The sequence below is a fragment of the Streptomyces sp. NPDC057963 genome (genome assembly GCF_042887155.1).
Classification (GTDB): Bacteria; Actinomycetota; Actinomycetes; order Streptomycetales; family Streptomycetaceae; genus Streptomyces.
In genome coordinates this window covers 314292-329289 of record NZ_JBHVPX010000005.1, presented here as the reverse complement: position 1 = coordinate 329289, position 14998 = coordinate 314292, and the positions used below count along the sequence as shown (strand labels likewise).

General features: G+C 72.9%; 16 protein-coding genes. 11 read left to right on the top strand and 5 right to left on the bottom strand.

The features are described 5' to 3' along the window. Nucleotides 1–233 precede the first annotated feature (233 nt). Together ACFVT1_RS14595 and ACFVT1_RS14590 are read right to left on the bottom strand one after the other, a co-directional pair. Complete coding sequence (locus tag ACFVT1_RS14595; protein WP_389795101.1) at nt 234–335, bottom strand: putative leader peptide; 102 nt, start codon at nt 333–335, stop codon at nt 234–236. Between the two features lie 385 nt (nt 336–720). Beyond that, nucleotides 721–1626 carry an RNA polymerase sigma factor SigF gene (locus ACFVT1_RS14590; RefSeq protein WP_389795099.1) on the bottom strand — a complete coding sequence of 302 codons (906 nt, stop codon included), beginning with the start codon at nt 1624–1626 and terminating at the stop codon, nt 721–723. 934 nt (nt 1627–2560) lie between these two features. Between ACFVT1_RS14590 and ACFVT1_RS14585 the strand changes: the two genes are divergently transcribed. The 8 genes from ACFVT1_RS14585 to ACFVT1_RS14550 all read left to right on the top strand — a co-directional run bounded on the left by ACFVT1_RS14585 (nt 2561) and on the right by ACFVT1_RS14550 (nt 9779). Next, nucleotides 2561–3460 (top strand): TIGR03619 family F420-dependent LLM class oxidoreductase, encoded by a 900-nt coding sequence (locus tag ACFVT1_RS14585; RefSeq protein WP_389795097.1) that lies wholly within the window; start codon nt 2561–2563, stop codon nt 3458–3460. Nucleotides 3461–3649: 189 nt separating this feature from the next. Then, nucleotides 3650–4570 (top strand): NADP-dependent oxidoreductase, encoded by a 921-nt coding sequence (locus tag ACFVT1_RS14580; RefSeq protein WP_389795095.1) that lies wholly within the window; start codon nt 3650–3652, stop codon nt 4568–4570. Continuing rightward, nucleotides 4567–5325, top strand: coding sequence for a GNAT family N-acetyltransferase (locus ACFVT1_RS14575; protein WP_389795093.1), 759 nt, complete (start codon nt 4567–4569; stop codon nt 5323–5325). The genes ACFVT1_RS14580 and ACFVT1_RS14575 overlap by 4 nt, the downstream gene beginning before the upstream one ends. 178 nt (nt 5326–5503) lie before the next feature. After that, nucleotides 5504–6718: a PP2C family protein-serine/threonine phosphatase gene (locus ACFVT1_RS14570; RefSeq protein WP_389795091.1), complete on the top strand. Its 1215-nt coding sequence runs from the start codon at nt 5504–5506 to the stop codon at nt 6716–6718. An 88-nt stretch (nt 6719–6806) separates the two neighbouring features. After that, nucleotides 6807–7478 carry a TetR family transcriptional regulator gene (locus ACFVT1_RS14565; RefSeq protein WP_389795089.1) on the top strand — a complete coding sequence of 224 codons (672 nt, stop codon included), beginning with the start codon at nt 6807–6809 and terminating at the stop codon, nt 7476–7478. Continuing rightward, entirely contained in the window at nt 7475–8248 is a 774-nt protein-coding gene (locus tag ACFVT1_RS14560) for an SDR family NAD(P)-dependent oxidoreductase (RefSeq protein ID WP_389795087.1), read from the top strand. Before ACFVT1_RS14565 ends, ACFVT1_RS14560 begins: the two co-directional genes overlap by 4 nt. A 56-nt stretch (nt 8249–8304) precedes the next feature. Beyond that, a complete protein-coding gene (locus tag ACFVT1_RS14555; RefSeq protein ID WP_389795085.1) occupies nt 8305–9345 on the top strand; it encodes an NAD(P)-dependent alcohol dehydrogenase in 1041 nt (346 codons plus the stop codon). Nucleotides 9346–9458: 113 nt separating this feature from the next. Further along, the gene (locus tag ACFVT1_RS14550) at nt 9459–9779 is read left to right on the top strand and encodes a DUF6191 domain-containing protein (RefSeq protein WP_389795083.1); all 321 of its coding nucleotides are present in this window, start codon (nt 9459–9461) and stop codon (nt 9777–9779) included. 200 nt (nt 9780–9979) lie between these two features. Here ACFVT1_RS14550 and ACFVT1_RS14545 read toward each other — a convergent pair whose 3' ends face one another. Beyond that, the gene (locus ACFVT1_RS14545; RefSeq protein ID WP_389795081.1) at nt 9980–10582 is read right to left on the bottom strand and encodes a phosphatase PAP2 family protein; all 603 of its coding nucleotides are present in this window, start codon (nt 10580–10582) and stop codon (nt 9980–9982) included. Next, on the bottom strand, nt 10582–11250 hold the full coding sequence (locus tag ACFVT1_RS14540) for a DedA family protein (RefSeq protein WP_389795079.1): 669 nt from the start codon (nt 11248–11250) through the stop codon (nt 10582–10584). The genes ACFVT1_RS14545 and ACFVT1_RS14540 overlap by 1 nt, the downstream gene beginning before the upstream one ends. Before the next feature lie 255 nt (nt 11251–11505). On the opposite strand from ACFVT1_RS14540, the gene ACFVT1_RS14535 reads away from it, so the two are divergent. From ACFVT1_RS14535 to ACFVT1_RS14525, 3 genes are all read left to right on the top strand, one after another. Continuing rightward, on the top strand, nt 11506–11838 hold the full coding sequence (locus ACFVT1_RS14535; RefSeq protein ID WP_389795488.1) for a BlaI/MecI/CopY family transcriptional regulator: 333 nt from the start codon (nt 11506–11508) through the stop codon (nt 11836–11838). Then, nucleotides 11835–12779: a M56 family metallopeptidase gene (locus ACFVT1_RS14530; protein WP_389795077.1), complete on the top strand. Its 945-nt coding sequence runs from the start codon at nt 11835–11837 to the stop codon at nt 12777–12779. The genes ACFVT1_RS14535 and ACFVT1_RS14530 overlap by 4 nt, the downstream gene beginning before the upstream one ends. 131 nt (nt 12780–12910) lie before the next feature. After that, on the top strand, nt 12911–14125 hold the full coding sequence (locus ACFVT1_RS14525) for a cytochrome P450 (protein ID WP_389795075.1): 1215 nt from the start codon (nt 12911–12913) through the stop codon (nt 14123–14125). A 98-nt stretch (nt 14126–14223) separates the two neighbouring features. On the opposite strand, the gene ACFVT1_RS14520 is transcribed toward ACFVT1_RS14525, so the two are convergent. After that, nucleotides 14224–14751 carry an NUDIX domain-containing protein gene (locus ACFVT1_RS14520; RefSeq protein WP_389795073.1) on the bottom strand — a complete coding sequence of 176 codons (528 nt, stop codon included), beginning with the start codon at nt 14749–14751 and terminating at the stop codon, nt 14224–14226. Nucleotides 14752–14998 lie beyond the last annotated feature (247 nt).

The following is a 14998-nucleotide window of genomic DNA, read 5'->3' as shown; positions in this document are numbered from 1 at the left end:
GTGGGGAGTCCGGGCCGCCGCACCTCTGCGCGGTGCGGCGGAAGGGGAGGGGGCATGGGCGGGCCGGGTACCGAGCGGCCGGCCGAACGCCTCGTCGCTCCTTCGGCCCAGGTGCGCGTGGCCGGAGAACCGGAGAAGGAGGACGGCCTCGCGCTCAGGGGCTGCGGCGCCTCCGGCGCCCCGGCGGGGTCAGGAGGATCGTCGGCGCGGCGGCGTCGGTGCGGCTCAGCTGCTCAGCGGAGCGGACCGCGGCGGAGGTCCCGGCGACACGCCGCGGACGAGAGGCGCCCCAGGTCGACATGGCGCCGCGAGACGAGTACCGGAGTCGCGGGCATGGCGTGAGCGTGTCAGCGGCCCCGGCGGCCGTCAACCGCTCTTCCGGACGGCCGCACGGCGTTTCGCGACCGGTTCGGCCACCGGTCACGAGAGTGGCCGTGGCCCCTCCGTTCCGCTTCCGACCTGCGCGGACGCGTCTCCCGAGCAGCCGTGCGAGGAGCTGCGGGGACGGGCCGCCGAGCAGCCCGGTGAGGGCCCCCGATTTCATTCGACCGCAATGTACGCGCACGGGCGCCGGGCAGACCGCGACTCGGCCGGAGAGCCGGTCTCGGACGGAACCCCGGCCGGAGACCGGGCCTCGGGTGGAACCCCGGCCGGAGACCGGGCCTCGGGTGGAACCCCGGCCGGAGACCGGGCCTCAGGCGGAGATGCCGTCCGGGCGGGTCACTCCTCGACGAACATCCCGCTGCGGAGCTTCCGCAGGATCCTGCTGATCAGCCGCGACACATGCATCTGCGAGATGCCGAGCTCCGCGCCGATCTGCGACTGGGTCATCTCCTGGCCGAAACGCATGTCGATGATGCGACGCTCCCGGTCGTCGAGATCCCCCAGCAGCGGCGCGAGCGCGTGCAGATTCTCGACCGCCTCCATGGCGGGGTCCGGTTCGCCCAGGATGTCGGCGAAAGTGCGCCCCGGGGAGTTGCGCCGTCCCGCGCCCGCCGGATCGGCCGGCATGTCCAGTGAACCAGCCGTGTACCCGTTGGCCGCCACGATGCCCTCCGTGACCTCGCCCTCGCTGATCCCCAGCTGTTCGGCGAGCTCCGGCACGGTGGGGTCGCGGTCGAGCGCCGTGGCCAGGGACTCCTTGGTCCGGGCGATGTCGACCCGCAACTCCTGGAGCCGGCGCGGGACGTGCACCGCCCAGCTGGTGTCGCGGAAGAACCGTTTGATCTCACCGGTGATGTAAGGGACCGCGAAGGAGGTGAACTCGACCTCGCGGGAGAGGTCGAACCGGTCGATGGCCTTGATCAGCCCGATGGTGCCGACCTGGACGATGTCCTCCGTGTCACCGCTGCCCCGGTTCCGGAACCGTCCCGCGGCGAACCGGACGAGGGAGAGGTTCATCTCAATGAGGGTGTTGCGCGCGTACTGATGGGCAGGAGTTCCCTCCTCCAGGACCTGGAGCCGGTCGAAGAACAGCCGGGACAGATCCCGTGCGTCCGCCGGAGCGACCTTCCCCGCGTCCTCGATCCATGGCAGGTCGCCGGTGTCGACCGGCACACCCGTCGGTGTCGCCCCTGCACTCTCCGCTCGCTCCGTACCGGCGGTCCGCGCAGTGTGCGCCGTCATCTCGTCACGCTCCCCTGGTCGTAGGTGAGGTGTAGGCGTCTGCCCCCGCAGGCGGATCCCATGCGGAAAGGGGGAAGTCGATCAGATCACACGGCATCAATGGCCGGGAATCGTCGTGATTCCCCGTCCTGTCGGTGCGGGCGAGGCGGCCGGACGGCAGAACCGCCCCACCGGTACGGGGGAGCCCGGTGGGGCGGTCGCTTCCAGACTGCCACAGCCGACGGCGTATCGGGGCCGACCGGCCTATATCCAGCGGTAGTTGAGTCGAAATCGACGGTGAGCCGACCACGGGCCGATGCCCTTTTGCCCCCTCGGGTGCGGGACATCGTTCTCCAACCGCTGTACGGGCCCCACCCGGTGACGATCCGCCGGACCAGCTCGGGGGCCCACTCGACGTACTCGATCTCGGCTCCGCCCGCGTGCCGCGCGTACCGAGCAGCCCGGCCGCGTACCGCCCGAGGCGGCGCGTGCGACGGACTCCGAGACGACGCGTACGGCGGATCCCGAGGCGGCGCGTACGACGGAACCGGATCCGGCGCGTGCGACCGAATCGGAGGCGACGGGTGCCGCAGTCCCGGCGGGCGGAGGGCGGACCGGCGACGGGCCGGACGGCGCGCAGGTGGCGCGGGCGCAGGCGCCGGCGGGCGAGATCTTCTTACGGAGGCGGGGCGGGCGCTGCGCTCCCAGGTGAACGGTCTGTGCGACTGGACCCGCCAGTACCTCCAGGACATCGAAGCCGCCCGCCATCGCCACGACGTGGCCGACTGATCGCCGGGTCATCTTCGGCCGGCCCCGCCCCGCCCGGCCCGCCCGGCGCGGAGGGGAGCCGGCAGCTGCCGCACTGCCCTGTCTCCCGCCCTGGCCGCTTTCCCGGCCTCCCCGCCGCGAGACCCGCGCATGTCCGGGTTGTTAGGCTCCGCCGGTGAGATTCGGCGTGAACATACTCAATTTCGGTGTCGGTACCACTCAGGCAGGTCTTCTCCAACAGGCCCTGGACGCACGTGAGTTGGGGTTCTCCTTCGCGATGATCTCCGACCACATCGCGGTCACCCCTGATGTGCACGAGACGTATCCGGCCCCGTTCTACGACCAGTTCGTGCTCGCCGCGCACATCGCGGGGCGGGTACCCGGCCTGACGCTGGGCACGACCGTCACCGTGATCCCGTACCGCCATCCGCTGCAGACCGCCCGGCTCGCCGCCAATGTCGACAACCTGAACGCCGACGGGTTCATCCTCGGCGCGGGGATCGGCTGGTCCGGGGCCGAGTACGACGCGCTGGGCGTGCCCTTCGCCGAGCGCGGACGCATCACCGACGAGTACCTGGCCGCGATCCGGGCCGCCTGGGCCGAGGATCCCGCGACGTTCCGGGGCGAATACGTCTCCTACGAAGGCGTACGGACCGCGCCCGCGCCGGCATCCACTCCCTGTCTGCCGGTCTGGGTCGGCGGCAACTCGGCCGCCGCCCAGCGCCGCGCCGCCCGGCTCGGCGAGGGCTGGCACCCGTACCGGCTGCCGCTGGAGGTGATCCGGGCCGGGCTGCCGGTGATCGCCGAGGAGGCCGGACGGGTCCACCGCCCCGTCCCCGCGCTCGTGCCGCGGCTGCAGATCCGTGTCACCGACGCCCTCCTCGGCGGTGAACGCCCGGCCGGACATGGCACGGTCGACCGGATCCGGGCCGATCTGGCGGAACTCGGCGAGCTGGGCGCCACCCATGTGCTGCTCGACGTCAACCCGGACACGCCGGCCGAGCGCGGCACCGCGGGCGACGACCGGCGGCTTCTCGAACTCCTGGTGAACGAGGTCGTGGACCCGGCCACGGGCGGAGTCCGCTGAACCACCGCGCAGAGGCCGCGGGAAACGCGGCGTCGGTTCTCGCGTCGATCATTGCGGCCCGATGAACATCGCGCCGATCCGGGAATACGCGTGCGGGGAGGGGCCTTCCCGCTGTTGTGGCGAGCGGTGACCGGGTCGGCCCCGGGTGCCGTGAACGGTCGCCGCGAGGGAACAGGAGAGAGGGAGCTCATGCCCAAGGCGTACGTGTTCACCCGCAACGGCGGGCCGGAGGTGGAGGCCCTCGTCGAACAGGAGGTGCCGGTGCCCGGCCCCGGCGAGCTGCTCGTCGCCGTCCGGGCGGCGGGGGTCAACCCGGTCGACTGGAAGCTGCGGACGGGGTACATCAGGCCCGGCAGTGAGCCGCAGCCGTTCCCCACCGTCTTCGGCAGTGAGGCCGCCGGAGTCGTCGAGGGCGTGGGTCCGGGCGTCGAGGGTTTCGCGGTCGGGGACGAGGTCTTCGGCAATCCGGTGACCGGCGGGTACGCCGAGTACACGCTGCTTCCCGTCGCCGTGACCGCGCACAAGCCGGCCGGTCTGTCGTTCGCCGACGCGGCCGTGCTGCCGGTCGCGGCGGCGACCGCGTTCGACGGCGTGCACCAGCTCGGTCTCGCCCCCGGCTCGACCCTGCTGATCACCGGGGCCGGCGGTGGTGTCGGAACGGCGGCGGTCCAGCTCGCCCGCCACGCGGGCGCCCAGGTCGTCGGCGTCGCGAGCGCGGCCAAGAAGGACCTCGTGGAATCGCTCGGCGCGGTGCACGTCACATCCGGCTCCGGTCTGGCCGACCGGGTGCGGGCGGCGGCCCCCGACGGCATCGACGCGATCTTCGACCTGGTCGGTGGCGACACTCTCAGGAGCGTGGCCCCGCTGCTGGCGGATCGGACGGCGCTGATCAGCGCCGGGGGCAAGCCACTGGCGGTGGAGCTCGGCGGGGCGGCCGTCGCCCGCGCCCGCACCGCGGCGGTCCTCGACGAGGTGGCGGCCCTCGTCGTCACCGGAGCCCTGCGGACGCATGTGACCGCGGCCTTCCCGCTCTCCGGGGCGGGAGAAGCACTGCGCTCCGTGGAGAGCGGACACGCGCGTGGGAAGACCGTGATCGAGGTGGCCGCGTGAGCGTGCCGCATGCCGCTGCCGGTGACGCGCATCCGCTGGACAACCCGGTCCGCGCCGCGCTGACCGGCCCGCACGCCCACTTCGCCGAGCGCCTCGGTCGCGTCCTGCGCTACCCGGCGGACGTGACCCCCTGGGTCGCGGTCCCGGACGCGCCCGAGGCCGCGGACTGGGCCGACGCCGCGGCCCTCGCCGGACCCGGTGGCGCCGTCACCATCACCGCGTTCCGCGAGCCGCCGCCGGACGGCTGGGAGGTCACCTTCCACGCCGAAGGTGTCCAGCTCGTCGACGCCGGGATCGCGGCGGCTCCGTTTCCGCAGGCCGTACGGCTCGGACCCGCCGATGTGCCCGAGATGCTCGACCTGGTCGCCCGCACCCGGCCGGGTCCGTTCCTGCCCCGTACGGTCGAGCTCGGCACCTACCTCGGCGTCCGGCGTGAAGGGGTGCTCGTCGCGATGGCGGGCGAGCGCCTGCACCCGCCCGGCTGGAGCGAGATCAGCGGCGTCTGTACGGACGAGTCCGTGCGCGGTCAGGGGCTCGGCACCGGACTCGTCCTGGCCGTCGCCCACGAGATCAGGGAGCGCGGTGAAACGCCGTTCCTGCACGCCGCCGCCGACAACACCAACGCGGTCCGGCTCTACGAGTCGCTGGGATTCGTGCTCCGCCGCCGGACGTCCTTCCTCTCGGCCCTCGTGCCGGAACACCCGCCGACCCGCCTGCCGGGGCCCGGCGGCGTCCGTACGGCAGCCGCGCACTGACCCGCGGCACAGGACCTTCGGCCCGTGACCTCCGGGCCGAAGGTCGCCGGACGCCTCCCGTCGCGGGACCTTCGGCGAACTCCAAGAGGCCGTAAGCCTCGTGCGCCGACCCCCGTGATCCCGATGGACTGGGAACGAGCGCCGGCGCGAGGCCGGCAGACACCGGGAGGAACGGGCCGTGACGATCGGGCGCCGGTACAGGACGGCGACGCGAGGAGCGACACTCCCGGCCACGGACGCGGGGGAGGCGGCCGTCTTCGCGCCCCGGGTCGGGAACGGCGCACTGTTCGGCGGGCTGGCACTGCTGACCGCCCTGGTCGGCGCCCTCGACATCCGTACCGGCGACGAGATGCGCCTCGTACCCCTGATGGTGGTCGTGCCCGCGCTCGTCTCGGTCTTCGGAACGATCCGGCAGACCGTGGGCGTGGCCTCCTGGGTCATGACCGTCGTCGTCTGCTCACGGCTGATGTCCGGGGGAACCTTCTGGGACGTCACCAGCAGCGTCGCCTTCACCGTGCTGGCCTGCTTCCTGGGGGTCGGCTCCTGCGCCCTGCGGCTCCGTCACGCCGCCGAGATAGCCAGGCTGCGCTCCGCCGCGGTCGCGCTCCAGCGGCAGATTCTGCGCCCGCTGCCGATCCTGACCGACCAGCTCCTCACCCACGGCATCTACACGCCGATCGAGGAGGACCGCCTGGTCGGCGGTGACATCTACGAGGTCGTCCAGTCGCCCTACGGAACCCGGGTGATCATCGGGGACGTCCAGGGCAAGGGGCTCGCCGCGATCGGGGCGGGCTTCGCCGTGCTCGGCGCGTTCCGGGAAGCGGCCATTCGCGAGCCCACTCTGACCGGTGTGGTCGACGCGCTGGAGGACGCGGTCGCCCGGCACAACATCTTCTCCGCCCAGACCGGGGAGATCGAACGCTTCGTCACCGCCCTGGTGCTCGGCTTCGACGGGGAGGACCGGGTGGAAGCCGTCAACTGCGGTCATCTGCCGCCCCGGCTGCTGCACGACGGCGTGGCGTACCCGGTCCCGCTGCACCGCATTTCCGTTCCGCTGGGCATGGCGGAGCTCAGCGGGGAGGCGCGGGTCGCGGAACGGCTGGACTTCCCGCCGGGTGCCACGCTCCTGCTCTGCACCGACGGAGTCACCGAGGCCCGCGACGCATCGGGCGCCTTCTACCCGCTCGACGCCCGGCTGGGCCGATGGGCGCAGCGGGGGCCGCGCGAGGTACTGGACGCACTCCACACCGATCTGGAGTCATTCTCCGGAGGCGTGCGACGCGACGACATCGCCGTACTGGCCCTGCGCCGGGCACCGGCCGGGAGCCGCTCCCGTCCCCTTCCGGCCGGCCACGGCGCCCGCCGGTCCGCAGCGGCCTTCAGCCACCGGTAGAGGGACAGGGAAGGCGGTCCTGATGATGATCCCATGTCCCGTCGGGACGTCTGTCGCAGTGGGACATTTTTGGGTGTACGGTGCAGTTATGAATCCGGAACGGAAGAGCCCGGAGCGACGGAGCCGCAAGGCCCGCAGGACCCGGGACACACTGGCGCAGGCCGCGTTCGAGCTCGTACTCGACCGGGGCCTGAAGAATGTGACGGTCGAGGAGATCGCGGAACGCGCGGACGTCGACCGGCGGACCTTCAGCCGGTACTTCACCAGCAAGGAAGAAGCCGTCCTGGACTCGATCCGGGGCGACGGCGGCCGGATCAACGACGCCCTGCGCGCACGCCCCGCCGACGAGCCCCCGCTCACCGCCTACCGGCACGCCGTCCTCGACTGGCTCGGCGATCCCGGGGCGCAAGCCTGGCACCGCCGCGCCCGGATCTTCGACCTGCTGGTCCTCGCCGAGCAGGAACCGACCCTCTACGCCGCCTTCCACCACATCCGGGTGGACGCGCAGGAGGACTCGATCGTCATCGTCGCGGACCGGCTCGGAGTCGACCCGCGGCTGGACATCCGCCCCGCCGTCACGGTCGCAGCGGGCGCCGGGGCACTCCTCGCCGCCCAGGCCGCGTGGGTACGCGGCGGACAACCGGCCGACCTGCCCCAACTGGTCGGGCAGGCCTTCGACGCCCTCTCCGGAGAACTGCTCGCGCAGCTTCCCGCCGGGTCGGCGCCGCACAGCACCACGGAAGGAAACGAACCGTCATGAGCAGCCCCCTCACCCCCGCCGACCAGGAGTTCGCCGGCAGGACCGCCCTCGTCACCGGCGGCGCGTCCGGCATCGGACTGGCCCTGGCCCACCGGCTGGCCGCAGGCGGCGCGTCCGTCGTCGTCGCCGACTACGACGGGGCCGGCGCCCGCAAGGCGGCCGCCGCACTGGAGAGCGCCGGCGCCAAGGCCGCCGCGGTCGCCATGGACGTGACCGACCCCGCATCCGTCGAAGCGGGCGTGCGCTTCACCGTCGAGACCTTCGGCGCCCTGCACCTCGCCGTCAACAACGCGGGCATCGGCGGTCCGAGCGGCCCCACCGGTGAGTACGCGGTCGAGGACTGGAACCGGGTCGTCGCCACCAACCTCAGCGGTGTCTTTTACTCGATGCGCTACGAGCTCCCCGCGATCGTCGAGGCGGGTGGCGGCGCCGTCGTCAACATGTCGTCGATCCTCGGCACCAACGGCTTCGCCGGATCGCCCGCCTACGTGGCCGCCAAGCACGGTGTCGTCGGCCTCACCAAGACCGCCGCCCTCGAATACGCGGCACAGAACGTCCGGGTCAACGCCGTCGGCCCCGGCTTCATCGACACGCCGCTGCTGCGCAACACGGACGGCCCGGCCCGCGACCACCTGATATCGCTGCACCCGGCCGGCCGCCTCGGCACGGCGGAGGAAGTCGCCGAACTCGCCGCCTTCCTGCTCTCCGACCGCGCCTCCTTCATCCACGGCAGCTACCACCTGGTGGACGGCGGCTACTCCGCCTCCTGAGCGGCGGACGGGGGGAACGGGGGCGAAGTGAGAGAACAAAGAGTGAGGAGAACCCCATGAAGGCCGTTCAGTACCGCACCGCCGGCGCGGCACCCGAGGTCGTCACCGTGCCCGACCCGGAGCCCGGCCCCGGCCAGGTGCTGCTGAAGGTCACCGCCGCCGGTGTCTGCCACTCCGACATCGCCGTGATGAGCCGGCCCGCGGGGCAGATACCCTTCCCGCTTCCGCTCACCCTCGGCCACGAGGGCGTCGGCACCGTCGCCGCGCTGGGCGACGGGGTGAGCGGTCTCCCGATCGGCGAGCCCGTCGCGGTCTACGGACCCTGGGGCTGTGGTACGTGCGTCAAGTGCGCCGAGGGCAAGGAGAACTACTGCCTGCGCGCCAAGGAGCTCGGCATCGCCCCGCCCGGACTGGGTTCGCCCGGCGCCATGGCCGAGTACATGATCGTCGACGACCCCCGCCACCTGGTGCCGCTGGGCGGCCTCGACCCGGTCCAGGCCGTACCGCTCACCGACGCGGGCCTGACTCCGTACCACGCGATCAAGCGGTCCCTGCCCAAGCTGGTGCCCGGTGCCACCGCCGTCGTCATCGGCACCGGCGGCCTCGGTCATGTCGCGATCCAGCTGCTTCGTGCCATGACGGCCGTCCGGGTGGTCGCCCTGGACGTCGCCGAGGACAAGCTCGCCCTGGCCCGTGCCGTCGGCGCCCATGAGACCGTGCTCTCCGACGAGCACGCCGCGGCGAAGGTCCGGGAGCTGACCGGCGGTGTCGGCGCGCAGGTCGTCCTCGACTTCGTCGGAGCACCTCCGACGGTCGTCACGGCCGGGGCCGCGGCCGCCGTCGACTCGGATGTCACGATCGTCGGCCTCGGCGGCGGTGCGCTGCCGGTGGGCTTCGGCTCCCTGCCGTACAACACGACGGTGAGCTCACCGTACTGGGGTTCGCGCTCCGAGCTCGCCGAGGTGCTCGACCTGGCCCGCGCCGGATCGGTCGAGGTCCACGTCGAGACCTACACGCTGGACGAGGCGCCGCTCGCGTACGAGCGGCTGCACCACGGCAAGATCAACGGCCGCGCGGTCATCCTCCCCAACGGCTGACCGTCCGGGACCCGACCTGTCGGGAACGTGCGGGCCGTCGCGCAGTGCGACGGCCCGCACGGTCATTCTCACGGCCGATGTGCGGCGCACCGCACACCGGTGAGACTGAGCGGATGGAATTCGTCGCTCTGATGACGCTGCCCGGACTGGTGATCGGGCTGACCGCCGTGGCCTTTCTCGATCAACTGATGCTGCGCGCAGGACGGGCGGGACTGCTGCCGTGGCGCAACAGCGCCCGCCAGGGCCAGGTCTCGGCGACCGGGTTCGAGCAATTGCACGCGACCTTCTCGCCCGGCAAGCAGAGCGAACTCAAGGAGCGCCGGAGCGCCCTGCTGCTGCGCGACGACGAGGAGGACGGCGCCCCGCCCCACCGGTCCACCGTCGACCTCGACGGCGGCCTCGCCGTCATCCGCGTACCCGGGCACAAGTCCTGACACGCAGGCGCAGGCTCTGACGCGGAGCGGCCACGGCCGCGGCGCCGAGTCCGCAGTCGGCGGGTGCCACGCCCCCGCTCAGCCGGTGAGCACCGCCCCGTGTCCGGGAACGCTTCGCTGCGGCCACCCGACGGGGTGTCCGGGGCGGTGGACCCGGCGGCGCGTGGGCCCGGTGCGTGTCACCGGCGGCGCGGCGCCGGTCACCGCGTCGCCACCAGGGGACGCAGCGGGCTTTCGCGCAGCCGGACCACCACCGGGGCGCAGCGTCGCGCCGCGATCGTCAACGGCCAGGCGACGAACGCGCCCACGACCAGCCCGGTCAGCACATCGTGCGGGTAGTGCACACCGATCCACACCCGCGAGGCCGCCATGAGCAGGGCGGCGGGTACGGCGATCGCTCCGAGCCTGCGGTCGGTCAGCCAGACCGCCATCGCCGCGGCCGCCGCGATGGCGGCATGGTTGCTGGGGAAGGACCAGTCGCCGAGCGCGGGACACGCCTCCACCGTCACGACATGCAGGGTCTGGCACGGCCGCTGTTCATGGAAGGCGGATTTCACCATGTCGTTGACGATGTACGCGGCCACCACGACGAGCGGGGTACAGAGCGCCATGGCGGTACGGGCGGGGCCCGCGGAGCGGGAGCGCCACCAGGACGCGAGCATCAGCAGGGCGAACAGGGCCAGGCCGTAGTCGGACCAGAGGCGGACGGCGGAGTCCAGAGCGGCGGGGGAGCGCTGGGCCAGCTCGGTGATCCAGGTGTACAGGCCGCCGTCGATCGAGGTGGCGGTGGAGGCGAGAGGCATCAGCTGTTGTCTCCTTCGGCGGTGCGTCGGCCGCGGGCGCGGAGCAGCTCGGCGGCGAGCGGGACGAGGGAGACCGCGACCACCACGGCGACGATCGGCAGGAGGTAGCGGTCGACGTTCGGCACCGAGGAACCCAGCGCGTAACCGGCGAGGACCAGCCCCACGGTCCAGACCGCCCCGCCGACGACCTGCCACAGCGTGAACAGCCGGGCGGGGACGTCGAGCGCTCCGGCCAGCGGGTTGAGCACCGTGCGTACGACAGGTACGAAGCGGGCCAGCACGATCGCCCGCGCATGGCCGTACCGGGCGAGCAGCTCCTCGGCGCGGGCGGCGCCCTCGCGCAGCCGTCCGGCGCTGCGGCGGGCGAGCAGGGCCCGGCCGCCGCGGCGGCCGATCCAGTAGCCCGCCTGCGCACCGAGCAGCGCACCGGCCACCGCCGCGATCAGCACCTGGGGCAACGACAGCTCGACCGGCCCGTGGGCGCCCGGCACGCAGAGAAGACCCGCCGTGAACAGCAGGGAGTCGCCGGGCAGGAAGAAGCCGACGAGCAGTCCCGTCTCGGCGAAGAGCACGACGGCGATGCCGAGCGCACCGAACGCCCCGAGCAGTGAACCGGCGTCCAGCAGGTTCACCGCCTGGGGCGCGGCCGCCAGTGAGAATACGGACACAGTGGAGGGTCTCCCATAATGGTGAGCGGGCGACCTCGCGGAACGCCCGGACTGACTACAGTGATGTAGACGGTCTACATCACTGTAGACGCCCGAAGGGGGAGGAGAGTTCCCATGTCCCAGGTGAAGGGGATATCGAGCGGAGAACCCGGCCCCCACCCGTACGGCGAACCGGCCTCCCGGCCGGCACCCGAAGCCGTTCCGGAGCGGCCGTCGCCGCTCCACCCCGCATCGGACCGGCGCCCGTCCGGCGAGCTGGAGTCCACCGTCCTGGCGGCCCTGTGGGCGGCCGAAGGGCCGCTCACGCCCGGCCAGGTGCAGCGGGCGATCGGGGCGGCACTCGCCCGGACCACCGTCACGACGATCCTGTCGCGGCTCCATGAAAAGGGTACGGTCACCCGCACCCGGGCCGGCCGCGGATTCGCGTACACCCCCACCGAGGACGCCCCTGGGCTGACCGCCCGCCGGATGCACAGCGAACTGCGGAAGGAAGAGGACCGCGGCACAGTGCTGGCACGCTTCGTGTCACAGCTCACGGACGAGGACGAGCAACTGCTCCGGGACCTGCTCGACGGAGAAGCCCGATGATCTACGCCGTGTGGGTTCCGCTGCTGATGCCCTTCGTCGCGGTACCCGCGGCCCGCCGCCTGGCGGATGCCCTGTCGCCGGTGCGTGCCGCTCGGCTGCTCGCCTCGACGGGTCTCGGCCTCGCCCTGTGCAGCCTCCTCGCCCTGGCCCTGCTGGTGGTGCCCGGCGCGACGCGGTTCCCCGCCGTCTTTGCCCTCGGTGAACTCGTCAGACCGCTCTCCGACGCCGCTCCCGCCGTCGCCGTACCCCTCGCGGCCGCCGCCCTGGCCCTCCTCGCGGGCTGCGCCGCCGCAGTGGCCCGCGCCGCCCACCGCCACTGGGCGGAGCTGCACCGGTCCGCGCAACCGCCCGCGTACGCAGCCGGGGAGCTGACCGTCCTGCGCGACAGCCGCCCCGACGCATACGCGCTGCCCGGCCGCCCCGGCACACCCGGTCGGATCGTCGTCACCACGGGAATGCTGCGCGCCCTCGACGCCGCCGAGCGCGACGCCCTGCTGGCACACGAACGCGCCCATCTCAGGGGCCGGCACCACCTCTTCAGCGCCGCCGCCGAAATGGCGGCACTCTGCCACCCCGCACTGCGTTCCCTGCGCGCCCCCATGGGCTACGCCCTGGAGCGCTGCGCCGACGAGGCGGCCGCCTCCGCCGTCGGCGACCGGCGGATCGCCGCCCGCGCCATCGGCCGCGCCGCCCTCGCCGCGCGCGCCGCGGAAGGCACCCCGCAGCCCCGCCCCCGGACGGCGCTCGCCGCGGCGGCCGGCCCCGTACCGCGCCGCGTCGCCGCACTGCTGGGCCGGAGCTCGCCACGGCGCCGCGTCGGCAGGGCGGCCGCCGCGGCGCTGCTGGCCTGCCTGGTCGTCTCCGGGGCCGCCGCGCTCGACGCGACGAGCGATCTGCACAGCAGCATCGAGGCAGCTCAGGGCGAGGGCGCGCAGCACTGACCGTTCGGACTCCTTCGAGCTCCTTCGAACCGTTGTGCGCCCTTTCGCGCTCCGTCGCGCTACCCCGACCATGAACTCCTGGACTGCCGAGGCCCGTTCGGGGTGCGCCGTGGCGCAGACAGGAGATCTCCATGGAGCAGCAGCCGATCGTCATCGACCCCGCGGGGCGCGACATCCACGGCGAGGCGGAATCGCTCCGTCCGCACGGCTCGGTCGCCCCTGTCGAGCTCCCCGGCGGAATCAGGGCATGGGCGCCCACCGGGCACGAGGTGCTCAAGCGACTCCTCGCCGACGACCGGGTGTCCAAGGACCCGAACCAGCACTGGCCGGCCTGGAGGGACGGCCGGTTCAGGGAGAGCTGGATCAACACCTGGGTGGGTGTGACCAACATGTTCACCGCGTACGGCACGGAACACCGCCGGCTGCGCAAGCTCGTCTCGCCCGCCTTCACGAAACGGCGGACGGACGCGCTCCGGCCCCGGATCGAAGAGATCACCGCGACGCTGCTCGACCGGATGGCCGCCTCCCCCGACGGCCGGGCCGACCTGCGAACCGCCTTCGCCCATCCGCTGCCGACAAGAGTCATCTGCGAACTCTTCGGCGTCCCCGAGGACCGGCGGACGGACAGCGCTCGGATCGTCAGCGCGTTCTTCGACACCACCGCGTCGGCGGAACAGGCCCTCGCCACGCTGAAGGAGGCCCACGAGCTCCTCGCCGGTCTGGTCGCCGCCAAGCGTGAGCAGCCCGCCGACGACCTCACCAGCGCGCTGATCGCCGCCCGCGACGAGGAAGGCTCCAGCCTCACCGAGAGCGAACTCGTCGGCACCCTCCTCCTGGTCCTCAGCGCGGGCCACGAGACCACCGTCAACCTGATCGGCAACGCCGTCCACGCCTTGCTCACCCACCCCGGACAGCTCGCCCTGGTGCGCGACGGCGCGGTCCCCTGGAGCGAGGTCGTCGAGGAGACCCTCCGCTGGGCCCCACCGATCGCCAACCTGCCGCTGCGCTACGCCGTCGAGGACATCGAACTCCCCGACGGCGCCACCCTCGCACGCGGCGAGGCCATCCTCGCCACCTACGCCGCGGCCGGCCGGGACCCCCGGCGGCACGGCGCGGACGCGGACGTCTTCGACCTCTCCCGTGCCGACAAGGAGCACCTCTCCTTCGGCCACGGCGTCCACTTCTGCATCGGCGCGCCGCTGGCCCGGCTGGAGGCGTCGATCGCCCTGCCCGCCCTGTTCGCCCGCTTCCCCGGTCTGCGCCCGGACGACGCGTCGGCACCGGCCGGTCCCCTGGATTCCTTCATCGCGTGCGGTTTCGGCACCTTCCCGGTGCGCCTCGTCTGATCCGGCCGCGGAGACGGCCGGAAGGCCCACGGTCCGCCGCGCGACCGCGGGCCGTCCGCAACCGCCGGCGGCCGGGGAAGCGAGGGCGAACAGCCCGCTCAGGGCCCGTCCTGAGCGGGCGTGACCCGTCCGTCCCGTACGTGATCCCGCAGCCGGTCGAGGAAGACCCGCTGCCCCGCGACGAGCCGCTCCGCCGCTTCCAGGGGCGTGCACCAGGCGAACCGGTCGACCTCGGGAAACTCCCGCAGCATCCCGGATCCCCTCGGCCACTCCATGGTGAACGTCCCCGGAACGGCCGTCGCGGCATCGAGATCCGCCTCCATCGCCCACACCGTCACGGTCTTCCCGCCGGACTGACGGGCCTCACCCAGCGCCACCCACTCACCGTCCGGCGCCGGACGGCCGAACTCCTCTGCGAACTCACGGCGGGCCGCGGCCGCGGGCTCCTCGGCGGGACCGTACTCACCCTTGGGGATCGACCACGCCGCGCTCTCGCGGCCCGCCCAGAACGGGCCGCCCATGTGCCCGATGAGCACTTCGAAGCCGGCGCCGCCGTCCGCGCCCCGGGCCGGCCTGCGGAACAGGAGGAGACCCGCACTGCGTGTGGTGCGCTTCTGGGATGACATGCCCTCAATTCTGCGGGCCGGTACCGCACGTCGTCACGGACGACACCTCTGCCCCGTTGATCATTTCCGTCATCGAGCCGACTCGCGCTGTTTCCCGTGAGGTTCCCGATGCCCCCTGGTGCGTGGCTGTGCGCGCGGCCATGCTGTCCGCCGACAGCGCTCTCGGCCCGCGGGCCGGGCCGGGCAACCATAGGTACTCCAGGAGGATTCGTGGCCCTTGGCACAGTCGGCAGGACGGCCGGAACGC

Coding starts and splice junctions, on each gene's coding strand:
- ACFVT1_RS14565 (WP_389795089.1), top strand. CDS start 6,807: ATGAATCCGGAACGGAAGAGCCCGGAGCGACGGAGCCGCAAGGCCCGC.
- ACFVT1_RS14580 (WP_389795095.1), top strand. CDS start 3,650: ATGCCCAAGGCGTACGTGTTCACCCGCAACGGCGGGCCGGAGGTGGAG.
- ACFVT1_RS14525 (WP_389795075.1), top strand. CDS start 12,911: ATGGAGCAGCAGCCGATCGTCATCGACCCCGCGGGGCGCGACATCCAC.
- ACFVT1_RS14520 (WP_389795073.1), bottom strand. CDS start 14,751: ATGTCATCCCAGAAGCGCACCACACGCAGTGCGGGTCTCCTCCTGTTC.
- ACFVT1_RS14560 (WP_389795087.1), top strand. CDS start 7,475: ATGAGCAGCCCCCTCACCCCCGCCGACCAGGAGTTCGCCGGCAGGACC.
- ACFVT1_RS14545 (WP_389795081.1), bottom strand. CDS start 10,582: ATGCCTCTCGCCTCCACCGCCACCTCGATCGACGGCGGCCTGTACACC.
- ACFVT1_RS14595 (WP_389795101.1), bottom strand. CDS start 335: ATGCCCGCGACTCCGGTACTCGTCTCGCGGCGCCATGTCGACCTGGGG.
- ACFVT1_RS14590 (WP_389795099.1), bottom strand. CDS start 1,626: ATGACGGCGCACACTGCGCGGACCGCCGGTACGGAGCGAGCGGAGAGT.
- ACFVT1_RS14555 (WP_389795085.1), top strand. CDS start 8,305: ATGAAGGCCGTTCAGTACCGCACCGCCGGCGCGGCACCCGAGGTCGTC.
- ACFVT1_RS14550 (WP_389795083.1), top strand. CDS start 9,459: ATGGAATTCGTCGCTCTGATGACGCTGCCCGGACTGGTGATCGGGCTG.
- ACFVT1_RS14530 (WP_389795077.1), top strand. CDS start 11,835: ATGATCTACGCCGTGTGGGTTCCGCTGCTGATGCCCTTCGTCGCGGTA.